This is a genomic window from Lentzea terrae, from assembly GCF_003265345.1.
Classification (GTDB): Bacteria; Actinomycetota; Actinomycetes; order Mycobacteriales; family Pseudonocardiaceae; genus Lentzea; species Lentzea terrae.
Window position 1 is genome coordinate 22,990 of sequence record NZ_QFWW01000025.1, and the last position, 15,154, is coordinate 38,143.

Consider the following 15,154-nt stretch of genomic DNA (forward strand, 5'->3'; position numbering starts at 1 on the left):
TCGACCACGGTCGTATCAAGCGCCGTGGCCGCTCACAAGCTGTTCGGACGATCCCGGACACCCCGGTACCCGGCGCTCTCCAGCACGTCCGAGGCCCTGCGCCGAGCCGCGGCAGCCGCGTCGGTGTCGCCCTCAGCCTCGTGTGCGCTGGTCAGGGCAACGAGCGCGAGGCCGGCCAGGATGCTCTGCCCGGTGGCGGACGCACGTTCGTGCGCCTCTGTCGCGTCCCTCACGGCGGCGGAGACGTCACCCGCCGCGAGGTCCAGCCAGGCCAGCTCGACCAGCGCGTCCGCCACGCCCGGCCCGTAGCCGATCGCCACCGCCATCCGCCACGCCCGGCGCAGGTCGTCCCGGCGACCGCGGACAGCGGCCACCGTGATCAGCGCGTCGATCTCCACGCGGCCGGAGCCGACCGCGAGCCCGAGCGCCTCCTCCGCACACCGCAGCGCCTCCTCCGGCCGTCCGGCGTCGCGGTGGACGCGGGCCAGGTCGTCCAGAGCCGCTGCCTCGCTGACCCGGTCCTCGTGGTCGTGGTTGAGCTGCCGCGCCCGCTGCAGGAAGTGCGCGGCCTGGTCCAGGTCGCCGAGGTAGCGGTGCACGACGCCGAGCGCGCCCAGCGAGTTCGCTGCCGAGCGGGTCTCCTCCCGCAGCACGACGGCCAGCTCCAGGTTCGCCGCGGCCTCGACCAACCGGCCGAGCCGCATCTCGGTGAGGCCAAGGTTGCCGAGCGCACGCGCGCGCCGGGCCGTGTCGCCGATCTCCGCGTAGTAGGCCAGCTCGCGGCGGAAGCAGTCGGCCGCCTCCTCCAGCGACCCGAGCTCCGCGTGGACGCCACCCAGGTTGCCGAGCGTGCTGAACTCGCGGAACCTGTCCCCCGCCGCGCGGCTGAACTCGACCGCGTGCTTGAAGTGCGTGGCCGCCGCACGGTGGTCGCCCGCGCCCCAGTGTGCGGTGCCGAGCGACAGGTGCATCGCCGCGGACGCACTCGGGTCGTCCGCGGCAGCAGCGAGGCCCACGCGGGCGACGGCCAGCCATTCCGCGGTGTGGCGGCGCAGCCAGTAGCAGCCGCGCAACGCGTCGGTCAGCAGCCACGCCATCGGCGCGCCCGCCTGTTCGATCAGGGACACCAGTGTCGCGCGCTCGGCGTCGAACCACTGCAACGCCTCCGTGGCACCGGAGAACGTGTGCTGTGGAGTCACCGAAGCGAGCACCGAGAAGTCCGGACGCACTGCGCGTGCCGCGGCAACGGCCATGTCGAGGTACTGCTCGTCGAGCCGGTCCTTCCAGGCGGTAGAGCTTTCCTCTGCTGCGCAACGCTCACGGGCGTAGAGCCGCAGCAGGTCGTGCAGTCCGTAGCGCCCGGCTGACTTGACCTCGACCAGGTGCGCGGCGACCAACGTGCGCAACGCCACCGAAGCGTCCGGCCGGTCGAGCAGCACGGCGGCGGCACGCTCCGGCAGGTCCGGACCCGGCGCCACACCCATGCGGCGGAACAACATCCGCGCCACGGGGTCGAGCGCAGCGTACGAGTGGTCGAACGTCGTGCGCACGGCGGCGTCCGCGTCGCCCTCGATCTCCAGCGCGGTGAGCCGGTCGCCCGCGGTCAGCTCCTCCATCAGCTCCGCGATCGTCTGATGTGGACGGTCGGCGAGGTTCGCGGCCGTGATCCGCAGGGCCAGCGGGAGACAGCCGCAGAGCCGCACCAGCTCGTCGACGGCGTCTTCCTCGCGCAGCACGCGTTCAGCGCCCAGGACGCTGATCACCACGGCCGGCGCCTCCTCAGCCGTGAGCACGCCGAGCTCCAAGCGGTGCGCGCCATCACGAGCGACGAGACCGGCGAGACGATCACGGCTCGTCACGACCGTCATGCAGCCCGGCCCACCCGGCACGAGCGGACGCACGTGTGCGGCGCTGGGCGCGTTGTCCACCATCACCAGCACGCGCTTGTCGGACGTCATCGACCGGTACATCCCGATCATCGCATCCTGCTGCAGCGGGATGTCCTCGCCGGGCACCCCGAACGCGCGGATCGCGAGCGCCAGCGCCTGGTCCGGGGTCACCGGCGGGCCGGACGAGTAGCCGCGCAGGTCCAGGTACACCTGACCGTCCGGGAACCTCGCCGCCACCTGGTGCGCCCACTGGACGGCCAACGCCGTCTTGCCCACCCCGGGAATCCCGCACACGACCGCGAGCCTGCTGCCGCCCTCCAGCAGCGCGGTCAGCTCCTTGAACGCCTTGGTGCGCCCGGTGAAGCCCGGCACCGCGGCGGGCAACTGGCGGGGTACGACGGCCGAACCGCGCACTGGTTCCGACTGAACGCGGCGCCACGCGGCGAGCCACGGCTCGACCTCGTCCTCCGGCACGCTGAACGCCCGCAGCAGCCCCCGGAACACCTCCAAAGCGGGCGCGGTCTTACGGCGCGGGCTGAGCGCGTCGGCCAGGGTGCTGCGAGCGAGCCCGGACAACTTCTCCATCTGCCGCAACGAGGGGTTCCCCGCCCACACCTTCAACGCCCGCAACGCGGCGATCAGCTCGTCGAGCGCGTGCGCGTCGTCAGGTCTCGGGCCGGCGGACATGGGTTGAAGCCTAATGATCGAACCTGTCCGCGCGGGTGTTTGACGTTTCCAAGTGTCGGTCATCCCCATCTGGTGGATCTGGCAGGGTTGCTGAGGGACGTCGCCGGGCTTCGCCGCAGGCAGGTCTGGGCGCGGCAGGGACGGCTGCACATCGAGGTCCACGGCCTCGACACCCCGCACGCCCTGCGCCTGATCAAGTCGGTCGAGCAACGCCTGGAGAACCTCGACGGCGTGGCGTGGGCACGGGTCAACGCACCCGCACAGCGCGTGGTCGTCGCGATCGAAACGCCCGGTCCACGCCGCGCCGAGCTGATCCGGATCATCGAACGGGCCGAGCACCACGCCGCCGAGCACGCCGAGGAAGAACCCTGCGAGGAGCTGCACCACCCGTGTGAGGGACCACGGACGCGGCAAACCGTGTCGGCACTGGCCGCGGACGCCGTCGGACTGGGACTCTCCGCGATCACCAGGCTGACCCAGTGGGTGCCGTTGCCCACCGAGGTGGCGGCGCTCGGGGCGATCTTCCAGCGCCACCCCAAGCTGCGGGGGCTGGTGGGCAAGGACGGCACGGACTCGCTGCTGCCGCACGTGTCCGCGCTCGCGCAGGGACTCGCGGCCGGCGGTGAGGGCATCCTGCTCGACGGCGCCGAGCGGATCGCGCAGATCCGCGAGGCCCTCGCCTACCGCAAAGCCTGGAACAAGGCCGAACCCGAGCTCGTCGCGGGGCCTGACCACGCGGCGGGCGAGCCGGTGCTGCGACCCCGGCCCGTCGAAGTCCCACCAGATCCGGTCGACCGGTACGCGGAACGGGCGATGGGCGTCGGCGCGGTGGCCGCGGCCGCCGCTGTGCCGTTCTTCGGCGTCCGGCGTGGACTGGCGTTGGGACTGGCGACCACGCCCAAGGCCCCCGCCGCCGCACGGGAGGGGTTCGCGACCTACCTCGGGCGCATCCTCGCCAAGCGCGGCGTGATCGTCATGGACCGGGGCGTGCTGCGGCGGCTCAGCCAGATCGACACGGTCGTGCTCGACGAACGGGCACTGCGCACCGGGCAGACCGAGCTGACCGACGTCGTGCCGCTGGCCGGAGCCGACCCGAAGGAGATCGCCTCCGTCGCGTTCGAGCTGTTCGACCCGCAGGCCCCTGACCAGGTCCAACAAGCCGACGGCTGGCGGCTCGGTCCCCTCGACGGCACTCGCGGCAAGCAGGGTGCGCAACGGCTGCGCAAGCGGGGCGCCGACGACGTGCTGGGCCTGTCCAAGGGGCAGAAGCTGCTGGCCGTGGTCGGGGCCTCCGTCCAGCACGCGCACGGTTTGCAGGCCATCGCCGCCGCCGCGCGCAGGGCCGGTGCACGGGTCGTGCTGGCCGCGGAGACCGAGGCCGCGAAGTTCTCGTTCGTCGACGACCTCGTACCCGGTGGCGACGAGCTGGCCGGGTCGGTGCGGAAGCTGCAGGAGGACGGCGGGGTCGTCCTGCTGCTGTCCGGTGACCGCAAGGCCCTGGGGGCGGCGGACTGCGGGCTCGGTGCGTTCCGCTCGGGAAAGCCACCGGCCTGGGGTGCGCATGTGCTGGTGGGACACGACTTCGAGGCCGCCGCGCTGGTGATCGACGCGGTCGGGGTGGCGTCCAGGGTGGACTCGGACGGGATCAAGCTCGCCGCGGGCGGCAGCGGCGTCGGCGCGGTGGCGGCGGTGCAGGCGACGGGTCCGCTCGCCGCCAAGCGAGGGCTCTTCGCGGGCAACGCGGCCGCCGCGATCGGGTTCGCGCTCGGACACTGGCGCGCTCACCAGCTGCTTTCCCGGCCGATCTCGCCACCGGTCAGCACCACGCCGTGGCATCTCATGCCGGTCGACGTGGTGTTGGAGCGCCTCCAAGCCACCTCCGTTGGGCTGAACGGCAAGGAGGTCCAGCAACGGGCACGTGCGTCCGGGACCGGTGAGGAACCGCTCGGGCTCAGCCTGTGGCAGGCGTTCGTCGAGGAGCTCGCGAATCCGCTGACGCCCGTCCTGGCGGCGGGTGCGGCGTTGGCGGCGGCGGTCGGCTCGCCGATGGACGCGGGCCTGGTCGCAGCCATCACGGGGGCATCCGCGCTGGTCGGCAGCGTGCAGCGGGTGCAGACCGACCGGGCGCTGGCGGACCTGTTCAAGCTGTCCGCGGTGGGCGCGAGCGTCCGCAGGGACGGCGCCGAGGTCACCGTGGCCGCCGCCGACCTGGTGCCGGGCGACGTCGTGCTGCTGCGCTCGTCCGACGTCGTGCCCGCGGACTGCCGCATCATCGAGGCCACCGCGCTGGAGGCGGACGAGTCGTCGCTGACCGGCGAGTCGCTGCCGGTGGCCAAGGACAGCGCGCCGGTCGTCGCCGCGGACATCTCCGACCGCAGCTCGATGCTCTACGAGGGCACGACGATCGCGACCGGCAGCGCCGTGGCGGTGGTCGTCGCGACCGGGCTCGCGACCGAGGCCGGGCGCAGCATGGCCACGGCCCGCCAGAGCACGCCGACCGCGGGCGTCGAGTCGCGGCTGGAGTCGCTGACCCGCACCGCCATGCCGCTCGCGCTGGGTGCCGCCGCCGCGGTGACCGGTTCCGGGCTGTTGCGCGGGATTCCGCCGCAGGAGACGTTGAGCGCCGCGGTCAACCTGGCCGTCGCCTCGGTGCCGGAAGGGCTGCCGTTCCTGGTGAACGCCGCCCAGCTGGGCGCGGCCAGGCGGCTCGCCGATCACGGCGCGCTGGTGCGGAACCCGCGCACGATCGAGGCGTTGGGACGCGTCGACGTGCTGTGCTTCGACAAGACCGGCACGCTGACCGAGGGCAGCCTGAGCCTCGCCAAGGTGGGCACGGTCGAGCGCATCGCCGGCGTGTCCTCTTTGGACGGGTCATTGCGCAACGTGCTGGCCGCCGCTGCTCGCGCCACACCTGCCGCCAGGAGTCGCGAGGACCTGGAACACCAGACCGACCGGGCGGTGATGTCGGGCGCCCGCAAGGCCAAAGTGGGCGTGCGCACCGGTGCCCAGTCGTGGCGGCGGCGGGCCGATCTGCCGTTCGAACCGTCACGCGGCTACCACGCGACCACCGGCACGATCGGCAAGCGGACGCTGCTCAGCGTGAAAGGCGCACCGGAGATCGTGCTGGCCCGGTGCACGCTGGACGAGGACGCCCGCGCGACGATCAAGGACCGCATGGAGCAGCTGGCCGGGTCGGGTCACCGCGTGCTCGCGGTGGCCGAACGCGTCGCGGACGGCATCGAGCTGTCCGAGGAAGCCGTGCGGGACCTCAAGTTCCGCGGGTTCGTCGCGCTCGCCGACCCCGTGCGGGACAGCGCCGCCCCTGCCGCGGAACAACTCGAGGCGGCCGGCGTGAAGGTCGTGATGATCACCGGCGACCACCCCGCCACCGCCGACGCCATCGCCTCGACCGCTCTTCCGTCCGACAACCAGCGCGTGATCACCGGCTCGGAGCTCGACGAGCTCGACGACGACAAGCTCGCCGCCGCACTGTCCGAAGTGGACGTCATCGCCCGCTGCAGCCCCACCCACAAGGTCCGGATCATCCAGGCCTACCAACGGGACGGACGCACGGTCGCGATGACCGGCGACGGCGCGAACGACGCACCCGCGATCCGCCTGGCGGACGTCGGCATCGCACTGGGCCGGCGCGGCACGCCCGCCGCCCGCAGCGCCGCCGACCTCGTGGTGACCGACGACCGGCTGGAGACGATCACCGCCGCCGTGCTGGAAGGCCGCGCGATGTGGTCGTCGGTGCGCGAGGCGCTGGCGATCCTGCTCGGCGGCAACCTCGGCGAGATCGGCTTCAACGTCCTGGCGGCACTGATCACCGGCAGGGCACCGTTGAACGCCAGGCAGATCCTGCTGGTCAACCTGCTGACCGACCTCGCACCCGCGCTGGCCATCGCGTTGCGCGCGCCGAAACCCGACCAGGTGGAGAGCCTGCTCCACGAAGGACCCGAGACGTCACTGGGCGGCCAGCTCGACCGCGACATCCTGCTGCGCGCGTTGACGACGACGTTCGGCGCGGGCACGGCGTGGACCGTCGCCCGGCTCACCGGGCGGTCGCGGCGGGCGAGCACGGTCGCGCTGGCCGCGTTGGTGGGCACGCAGCTGGGACAGACGCTGGTGACCGGCGGACTGGACCGGCGAGTGCTCGCGGCGAGCCTCGGTTCGGCCGCGGCGCTGGCGGCGGTGATCCAGACGCCCGGCGTGAGCGGCTTCTTCGGCTGCACACCGCTCGGACCTGTCGGCTGGAGCATCGCGGCGGGCGCCACGACGACCGCGACCGCGCTGAATGCTTTGTTGTCAAAGGTTCTCCGCGTCTGAGTTCCTTCGCTTGGCCGTCGAAATGGTCCAACCACTTGTTTACACTCGTGAACCGGGCCGCCGATCCCGTTGCGCGAACACCTCGGTGTTCGCCGCCTCCGCCTGCCAGGAGGAGCTTTGAAGACACGGAATCGGCTCGCTCTCGCGAGTCTCACCGCATCCACCGCGCTGGCCGTCGCGTTCCTCGTGCCGACGACCGCCAGCGCTCACGGCACGTTGTCCGATCCGGCCAGCCGGGTCTACACGTGCAAACAGGAGGGTCCGGAGAACCCGAAGTCCGAGGCGTGCAAGGCGGCCGTCGCGGCCGGTGGCACGCAGGCGTTCTACGACTGGAACGAAGTGTCGCTGCTCGACGCCGGCGGCCGGCACCGCGAGATCATCCCGGACGGCAAGCTGTGCAGCGCGGGCCGCGACAAGTACCGCGGCCTCGACCTGCAACGCGCCGACTGGCCGGCCAAGCGCATCTCGGCCGGGTCGCTGACGGTGACCTACCACGCGTCCGCGCCGCACTCGAACAGCAACTTCGAGTTCTACCTCACCAGGCAGGGCTGGAGCCCCACACAGCCGCTGCGTTGGTCGGACCTCGTGCACCTGCAGACGTTCAACAACCAGAACCCCACGACGTTCACGAACTGGACGCTGAACATCCCGCAACGCACCGGCCGCCACATCATCTACTCGATCTGGCAACGCGTCGTCGGCAGCGCAGAAGCGTTTTACACGTGCTCGGACGTCGACTTCGGCGGCGGGGTGACGCCGCCGCCGACGACGACCAGCAATCCGACGCCCACGACCACCACGACTCCCCCGCCGGTCGGCGGCACATGGGCAGCGGGCACGACGTACCAGACCGGCAACCGCGTGACCTACAACGGCCTCGGCTACGAGTGCGTGCAAGCGCACACGGCCATCGCCGGGTGGGAACCGCCGAACACGCCGGCCCTGTGGAAACGCGTCTGATGCGGATCTTCCTGCTGTTGCTCGCGTTCGTGGTGTCCGGCTGCACTCCGGACACCACGTTGCGCGGTGACCCGTTGGACGTGATGTTCCTGCAGATGATGATTCCGCACCACGAGCAGGGCGTCGCGATGGTCGCGTTGGCTGAGGACCGGGCGTCGTCGGCCGATCTGCGGATGCTCGCCGCGGCGATCGAGTCCACCCAAGCCACCGAGATCGGCACGATGAAGAGCTGGCTCACCTCATGGGGTGAACCGCTGACCGCGCCGCCGGACTCGCACGCGGGGCACGGGGACATGCGGCGCACCAATCCTTCGGAAATCTCCCGGTTGCAGGGGTTGCGGGGTTTTGAGTTCGACCAACGGCTGCTGAACGTGCTGATCGCGCACCAGGACGACGCCGTGCAGATGGCACGGTGGCAGTCCGGCAGCGGCGCCCACCAGGAGGTGAAATCGCTCGCGGAACGGATCGAGAGGTCCCGCGTCGCGCAGATCGAGCTGATGAAGAGGTTCCTCGACCAGGTTTGAGCGGGTACCCCCGGCGCAGACCACAGGGAGGTCGAGATGCAACCAGTCCCGTTCGTTCCGTGGGTGTGGCGTGACCCGTCCTGGACGGAGCACGAGCACGACGAGGCGGAACTCGCCCAGCGCCCCGACACCGGCCTGATCGGGTACGAGGTCGAGGCGACCGACGGCAGCATCGGCAAGATCGACGACGACAACGCGAAGGTGCCGAACGACTGCCTGATGATCTCCACCGGTCCGTGGATCTTCGGACGCACCGTCGTGCTGCCCGTGGGCACCGTGCAGCGAGTGGACCACGAGGAGCGCAAGGTCTACGTCGACCGCACCAAGGAGCAGATCAAGAACGCGCCCGAGTACGACCCGGACAACCACGAGGACTACCGCCAGCGCACCGGTGACTACTACACCGAGAGCTACCGCGCGATGCCCCCGATGCTCTAGGAGCGCGCATGAACAGGGAAAAGGCGCTCCGCCGGCAGGAGAACGCCGAACGCGCGGCGGTGGCCCGGTCCGGGCTCGGGCTCGTGGCGGGGCTCGTCGTGCTCTGGGTGGTGTTGCGCTGGATCAGGCACGGGTAGGGGCTCGTCGTGCGCTGTGGTGCTGCGCGGCATCAGGCACGGGTAGGGGCTCGCACCGGGGCTCGTCGTGCCCTGGGTGGTGCTGCGCTGGATTCAGGCACGGGCAGGGGGCTCGCACCGGGGCAGCGCCTGCTCGCGGTGGTTCCGCGCTGCGTCAGGCACGGGCATGGGCACGGCGCACGCACCTGGACAGCATCTGCGCGCGCCAGCTCCACGCCGGATCAGGCACGGGTAGGCGTACGCACCAGCAGCGTCTTCTCGCGGTCGTGCTGCCACTCCACGAGCAACGCGCTCGCGTCGTCCTGCAGCCGCCCGTGCTGGTGGTCGAGCACCGTGCGCATCAAGCGGCGCAACGTCTCCGGCGCCGAGCAGCCGTCGGCCTCGCGGCGGATCACGAAGTCCGCGAACCGCCGCAGGCCGAACTGCCGGCCGCGGGTGTCGCGCGCCTCGACGATGCCGTCGGTGTAGAACAACAACCTGTCGCCTGGTTCGAGGTGTTCGCGGCACAGCACCGGTGCCGCGGGCAGCTGGAAGCCCATCGGCGGCGCGGGACGGCACTGCAGCTGGTGCAGCCACCGGCCCTGGCGGATCAGCAGCGGCGGCGGGTGGCCGCGGTTCACCCAGTGCAGCGTGCCGGTGCGGTAGTCGAGCTCGGCGAGCACACCGGTGGCGAACCTGCGTCCGCCGAACTGCTCGCCGATCACCTGGTCCACGGCGACGCTGGTGTCGACCAGGTTCGCGCCGCGGCGCCGATGGCTGCGGCAGGTGGCGGTGGCCAGCGCGACCGTCAAGCCCGCTGACTGGTCGTGGCCCATCGCGTCGAAGATCGACAGGTGCACGACGTCGCCGCGGATCGCGTAGTCGATCGCGTCGCCACCGATCTCGTAGGCCGGTTCGAGCACTGCGGTGAGCACGAGGTTGTCCGTGGCGAAGGTGAGCGGCGGCATCAGCGGCCAGACGACCTCCGCGGCGATCGCCATCGGCTGGGAGCGCACGAGCATCTGGTACGTGTCGCTGTGCGGGCGTTTGCTCACCAGCATGAACGCGACCAGTGATGCCAACGCCCGCACGCAGTCCACTGTGGACCTGTCACTGCTCCGCGCGGCAACGCCGAGCACGCCGATGCGTTCCGTGCCGTCCAGCAACGGGATCCAGAAGTGGTGGCCACCGTCCCGTGCGGTCGCGATCAGTGCCACGTCGCGGAACGCCCTGCCCGCGAGGCTCGCGTCCACCGGCAACGTGCGCTTCCCGTCCGGGTGCAGCGCCACCAGCGACTGCTCGCGCAGGTCCGCGAGCAGGATCAGGATCTCCGACAGTCCCACCGGGGCGGCACGTTGCTCGACCAGCCCCGGCAACCGCTCCAGCGTCGCGAGGTGGCTGTCCTCCAGCAGGTGCGCGAGCATCGTGTACGGCGCGTCGTCCGTGGGCGTGCCTCCTTCAGGTCCGTTGTGGATGGAGGGTCGGCCGGACACCGAGCACGCTCGTCAGTTCCAGCACCTGCAACGGCCGCAGCACCGCGGGCCTGCAAGCGACGACCTCGAGCGCGCTGCCCCTGCTCAGGCACAGGTCCTGGTGCTCCAGCAACACCCCGATGCCGCACGCACCGAGGAAGTCCACCTCGGTCAGGTCCACGATCAGCGGCTCGGGTGGTTTCACCAGGTGGAGCGCGCCGCTCAGGCAGTGGGACAGTTCATCGGCCGTCACCTGGTCCAGTGCACCGGCGACGTGTACGACGACGGTTTCGCCCACGCTCTCGCTCGTGGCGCGGAAGGGAACGTCGTCATCGGTGCGCACGCGGCAACCTCTCGTTGAACAGCACCTGGGCTGCCTGCTCAACCCGGTCCGACCGTAGCGCAGTCGACCTGGGTGTGCGCCCCGATGTTCGCTCGGATGGAGCACTCGGGCCCGGCGTAGTATCGGGCGCCATGCGCACGTCCGGTGTCACCGACGTGGTCGTCGGGATGAACCCGAACGACCACCTCTGCTGGCCCTTCGACGACTTCGCCGAGTTTCGCGCACGCGCGGCGGAGTTCCTCGTCGACGGCCTCCGGCAGGGGCAGCGCGTCTGTTATGTCGCACGCGGTGACGACCTCGCCACGCACCTGGAATCCGAACCCGTTCTGGGTGAGGCGTTGCGCGACGGTCGCGCCGAGGTGACCGGGCTGGAGTCGCGCCACCACATGCCGGAAGAGCAGGTCGCGGCGTACGCGGAGGCGACGCGCGCGGCGCTCCGGGACGGTTTCACCGGGCTGCGGGTGGCCGCGGACGCCACGGCGCTGGTGCGTTCGTCGGACTCGCTCGACGCGTTCTGCCGCTACGAGCACCTGATCGACAAGTACATGACCGCGGAACCGTTTTCCGCCATGTGCGGCTACCACCGCGCGGAGCTGTCCGAGCCGGCGATCGCGCGGCTCAACTCGCTGCACCCGGTCAACAACGCCTGGTGCGCGCCCTTTCGGTTGCACGCCACGGCAGATGGCATCGCGTTGCACGGTGAGATCGACGGGGTGAGCCTCGACCTGCTGTCGCTGGCGCTGCAGAACGCGGCACCCGCACGTGACCCGTTGCGCGTCGACGCCACCGGTCTGCGGTTCATCGACCACCACGGCCTGCTGGCGCTGCAAGGGTACGCGCGCTCGAACGCGGCAACGCTCGTCCTGCGCTCGCAGAGATCGTCGTTGCCGCGCCTGGTGTCGCTCCTCGAGCTGCGCGACGTGGAGTGCGTCCGATGACGGGTTTCCACCACGAGACGGCGTTCTACGGCTCGGACGACGACTTCCTCGCGATCGCGGTGCCGTTCGTCGAGGGCGGCCTGCGCGAGAGCCAGCCGACGCTGGTCGCGTGCGCGGAGAAGAACACGGCTCTGCTGCGGGACGCGCTGGGCCGCGACGACGCCGTCACCTACGTGCCCGGCGCCGACCAGTACGCCCGGCCGGCCGACGCGATCGCGAGCTACCGCGACATCTTCGGCAAGCACGCCCAGCAGGGCGCGACCCGGATCCGCACGATCGGCGACGTCCCGCACCCCGGCTTCGGCGTGCCGTGGGACTGGTGGGGCCGCTACGAGAACGCCGTCAACCAGGCGTTCGCCGAGTTCCCGCTGCGGGGCCTGTGCCCGTACGACACCAGGATCACCCCGCCGGAGGTGCTCGCCGACGTCGAACGCGCCCACGAGTACATCGCGACCGCGTCCGGCGAGCACGAGCCGAACCCCGGCTTCGGCACGGGCGGCGAACTCAGCAGACCCGTGCCGGACGTGCTGGAACGGGGCGCGCCCCTGGTCTCGCTGGTCGACCCGACGCCCGCCGCCGTGCGGGAGGCGGTCGGTGCGGCGATCGCGGGCATCCGGCTCAGCGAGGACAACTCGCACGACGTCGTGTACGCGGCCAGCGAGATCGTCACGAACGGCCTGAGCCACGGCGTCGGGCCGGTGCGGTTCCGGTTGTGGGCGGACGACTCGCGCGTGGTCGTGACGGCGAACGATCGGGGCCCAGGCCCGTCCGACCCGATGGCAGGGCTGATGCCGACCACGGTCACCCGCTCGGCCGGGCTCGGACTGTGGATCCTGCACCGCACGTGCGACTACGTGTCGATGGGCTGCGACGAGGACGGGTTCACGGTCCGCGTCAGCGTCGGCGGCTCCGAGCCCGGCCACACGTAGGGCAGATCGTCCGGCACACCGGGGAAGTACCGCCGGTAGTGCTCAGGGTCCTTGCGCACCAACGCCGACTGGTGGCTGCGGTGCACCGTCTCGTCACCCAGCCAGTGCGGCAGTGCGCCCGCCGCGGCCAGCTCGGCCTGGGTGCGCACGATCGTGATGTCCTTGGCGCGGGCCAGGTCCGACCGCATGGTCACCTCGCACGTGTCGAGGAACCCGGCGGCCCGCCACACCGCGCAGATCTCCAGCCCGTACCGCACGAGCGCTTCCTCGTACCCGGCCCACATCCGCACGGCGGGGTGGTGCCGCCAGCCGTGGCCCGGCACCACCAGCGCGCGGTGCACCTGCAACGTCTCCACCCGCTGCTTGCCGAGCCGGCGGCGGTCCAGCACGCGCGCCGTCGCGGCGAAGTCGGGGAACGGCAAGAACGTCTGCATGGCCTCAGAGGACGTACCGCGCAGCCTGCGCGGCCTGCGCCTTGTCCACGTGCACCTCGTACCGCTGCGCCTGCAACGTCATGACGCTGGAGAAGTCCCGCTGCCCGCGCGTGCTCCAGTGCGCGACGAACCCGAACACAGCACCCCAGAACGCACCGATCAGCATGCTGATCAGCAGCAGCCACACCCAGCCGGCGCCGGAGGTGAACAGCCCGAACAGCAGTCCGATGAACACACCGAACCAGGCACCGCCCGCGGCGCCGGACGCCGCCGCCCTGCCTCGGGTCATCCGGCCGGTCACCTGTTCTACGGTCCGGACGCCCTCGCCCACGATCCGCACGCTCTCGACCGGGAAGCCGTCGTCCGACATCCGGTCCACGAGCCGCTGGGCGTCGACGTAGTCGGCGAAGCTCGCCAGCAGGCTCGACTCGGTCACCCTCTGTTCGATTTCCACACGAAACGGCTACCCACGAACCCGCCGGGCAAACAGCGTCCCGATCACCACGAGCACCAGACCGGACGCGAGAAAGACCAGGTCGTAGGCGAGCTGGTCAGGGCCGGGCCGGACGTGGTGGATGCCCAGGACCTGGTGGTCGACCACCCCTTCGACCAGGTTGAACGCACCCCACCCGGCGAGGATGCCGCCCAGCAGCACCCGGTTCGGCAGCGGAGCGCGCCGGTTCAGCAGCGCCACCCCGATCAGCACGAAGACCAGGCACAGCAGGTGGAACAGCCCGTCGCCGAGCATCATCAACCGCATGTCCTCCCTCGGGTACCAACCCGACAGCACGTGGTGCCAGCCCAGCAGCTGGTGGATCACGATGCCGTCGAGGAAACCGCCGATCCCCACGCCCAGCACGAGTGCCGCGATCATCAGCCCACCACCGTTCGCACCAACAGGAAGATGTTCAGCGCGGAGATCACCAGCGCCGCCACCGCACCGACCGCCGTGACACCGCGCCGGTTCGCCGACGCGCCCATCACATCCCGCCGCCGCGCCAGCAACACCATCGGCACCAACGCGAACGGGATGCCGAACGACAGCACGACCTGGCTCAGCACCAACGCTTTCGTCGGGTCGACCCCGAACGCCAGCACCGCGAGCGCGGGCGCCATCGTGACGAACCGCCGCAGCCACAACGGAATCCGGCGGCGCAGGAACCCCTCCATCACGACCTGACCGGAGTAGGTGCCCACGCTGGACGCCGCGAGCCCGGACGCCAGCAGCGCCAGCGCGAACGCCAGTGCCGCACCGGGCCCGAGCAGCTGACCGAGCCCGGAGTGCATGTCCTCCAACGACTCCCGCGGCGCACCGGCCTGGTGGAACGCACCGGCCGCCACGACGAGCATGCTCACGTTCACCATCGCCGCGATGCCCAGTGCCACCACGATGTCGGTGCGGCTGGCCCGCAGCACACCGCGGACGTCACCGGGCCGGTGGTGCCGCTGGGTCAGCGCCGAGTGCAGGTAGATCACGTGCGGCATGACCGTGGCGCCGAGCATGCCGGTCGCGAGCAGCACGCTGTCCACGCCCGCGAACCCCGGCACCAGCCCGGCCGCCGCTCCGGTCAGCGGACCGAGGTGCAGCGTCTGGTAGAGGAAACCGCCGAGCACGATCGCGAGCAGGCCCACGATCACCGACTCGAACCGGCGCCGCCGCAACGGCGCCAGCGCGAGAATGCCGAACGACACCACCGCGGTGATGCCGGCCGCGGGCAGCAGCGGCACGCCGAACAACAGGTTCAGCGCCACCGCCGCGCCCACGAACTCCGCCAGGTCGGTGGCCATGGCCACCAGCTCCGCCTGCACCCACAGCATCCCGGTGACCGGGCGCGGGTAGTGCTCGCGGCAGAGCTCCGGCAGGTTGCGGCCGGTCACGATGCCGAGCTTCGCCGACTGGTACTGGACGAACATCGCCAGCAGGCTCGCGCTGACGATCACCCACAACAACAGGTAGCCGTGCGCCGCACCGCCCGCCATGTTCGTCGCGAAGTTGCCGGGATCGACGTAGGCGACCGCGACGACGAACGCGGGCCCCATGACGACGGCGGCCGACCGGACGCGAGCTGGCACCGTGATGCCGACCATCTTGCCG

General features: G+C 71.2%; 14 protein-coding genes. 7 read left to right on the forward strand and 7 right to left on the reverse strand.

Annotated features, from left to right (window positions below; genetic code table 11):
• Positions 1-32: 32 nt before the first annotated feature.
• On the reverse strand, positions 33-2,576 hold the full coding sequence (locus tag DI276_RS51355; RefSeq protein ID WP_232837049.1) for an ATP-binding protein: 2,544 nt from the start codon (positions 2,574-2,576) through the stop codon (positions 33-35).
• A gap of 72 nt (positions 2,577-2,648) precedes the next feature.
• Here DI276_RS51355 and DI276_RS31330 point away from each other — a divergent pair, with 72 nt between their 5' ends.
• The 5 genes from DI276_RS31330 to DI276_RS53105 all read left to right on the forward strand — a co-directional run bounded on the left by DI276_RS31330 (position 2,649) and on the right by DI276_RS53105 (position 8,964).
• Entirely contained in the window at positions 2,649-6,905 is a 4,257-nt protein-coding gene (locus tag DI276_RS31330) for a cation-translocating P-type ATPase (RefSeq protein ID WP_198681032.1), read from the forward strand.
• Positions 6,906-7,022: 117 nt separating this feature from the next.
• Entirely contained in the window at positions 7,023-7,865 is an 843-nt protein-coding gene (locus tag DI276_RS31335; RefSeq protein ID WP_157985062.1) for a lytic polysaccharide monooxygenase, read from the forward strand.
• Complete coding sequence (locus DI276_RS31340; RefSeq protein WP_157985063.1) at positions 7,850-8,389, forward strand: DUF305 domain-containing protein; 540 nt, start codon at positions 7,850-7,852, stop codon at positions 8,387-8,389. Before DI276_RS31335 ends, DI276_RS31340 begins: the two co-directional genes overlap by 16 nt.
• A gap of 36 nt (positions 8,390-8,425) precedes the next feature.
• The gene (locus DI276_RS31345; protein WP_112270058.1) at positions 8,426-8,827 is read left to right on the forward strand and encodes a PRC-barrel domain containing protein; all 402 of its coding nucleotides are present in this window, start codon (positions 8,426-8,428) and stop codon (positions 8,825-8,827) included.
• Positions 8,828-8,835: 8 nt separating this feature from the next.
• Entirely contained in the window at positions 8,836-8,964 is a 129-nt protein-coding gene (locus DI276_RS53105; RefSeq protein WP_269814313.1) for a hypothetical protein, read from the forward strand.
• 221 nt (positions 8,965-9,185) lie between these two features.
• Here DI276_RS53105 and DI276_RS31350 read toward each other — a convergent pair whose 3' ends face one another.
• Both DI276_RS31350 and DI276_RS31355 read right to left on the reverse strand, forming a co-directional pair.
• A complete protein-coding gene (locus DI276_RS31350; RefSeq protein ID WP_198681026.1) occupies positions 9,186-10,436 on the reverse strand; it encodes a PP2C family protein-serine/threonine phosphatase in 1,251 nt (416 codons plus the stop codon).
• Complete coding sequence (locus DI276_RS31355) at positions 10,402-10,758, reverse strand: STAS domain-containing protein (protein WP_157985064.1); 357 nt, start codon at positions 10,756-10,758, stop codon at positions 10,402-10,404. Before DI276_RS31355 ends, DI276_RS31350 begins: the two co-directional genes overlap by 35 nt.
• A gap of 131 nt (positions 10,759-10,889) precedes the next feature.
• Between DI276_RS31355 and DI276_RS31360 the strand changes: the two genes are divergently transcribed.
• Both DI276_RS31360 and DI276_RS31365 read left to right on the forward strand, forming a co-directional pair.
• Entirely contained in the window at positions 10,890-11,696 is an 807-nt protein-coding gene (locus tag DI276_RS31360; RefSeq protein ID WP_112270062.1) for an MEDS domain-containing protein, read from the forward strand.
• Positions 11,693-12,625, forward strand: coding sequence for an anti-sigma factor RsbA family regulatory protein (locus DI276_RS31365; RefSeq protein WP_112270064.1), 933 nt, complete (start codon positions 11,693-11,695; stop codon positions 12,623-12,625). Before DI276_RS31360 ends, DI276_RS31365 begins: the two co-directional genes overlap by 4 nt.
• On the opposite strand, the gene DI276_RS31370 is transcribed toward DI276_RS31365, so the two are convergent.
• Genes DI276_RS31370 through DI276_RS31385 form a run of 4 tightly spaced genes read right to left on the reverse strand, consistent with a single transcriptional unit; the run spans position 12,547 to position 15,147 of the window.
• Entirely contained in the window at positions 12,547-13,059 is a 513-nt protein-coding gene (locus tag DI276_RS31370; protein ID WP_112270066.1) for an MSMEG_6728 family protein, read from the reverse strand. The genes DI276_RS31365 and DI276_RS31370 overlap by 79 nt on opposite strands.
• Before the next feature lie 4 nt (positions 13,060-13,063).
• The gene (locus DI276_RS31375) at positions 13,064-13,495 is read right to left on the reverse strand and encodes a general stress protein (RefSeq protein ID WP_232837050.1); all 432 of its coding nucleotides are present in this window, start codon (positions 13,493-13,495) and stop codon (positions 13,064-13,066) included.
• Between the two features lie 27 nt (positions 13,496-13,522).
• On the reverse strand, positions 13,523-13,933 hold the full coding sequence (locus DI276_RS31380) for a DUF2243 domain-containing protein (RefSeq protein WP_112270068.1): 411 nt from the start codon (positions 13,931-13,933) through the stop codon (positions 13,523-13,525).
• The gene (locus DI276_RS31385; RefSeq protein ID WP_112270070.1) at positions 13,933-15,147 is read right to left on the reverse strand and encodes an Nramp family divalent metal transporter; all 1,215 of its coding nucleotides are present in this window, start codon (positions 15,145-15,147) and stop codon (positions 13,933-13,935) included. The genes DI276_RS31380 and DI276_RS31385 overlap by 1 nt, the downstream gene beginning before the upstream one ends.
• Between the last annotated feature and the right edge of the window lie 7 nt (positions 15,148-15,154).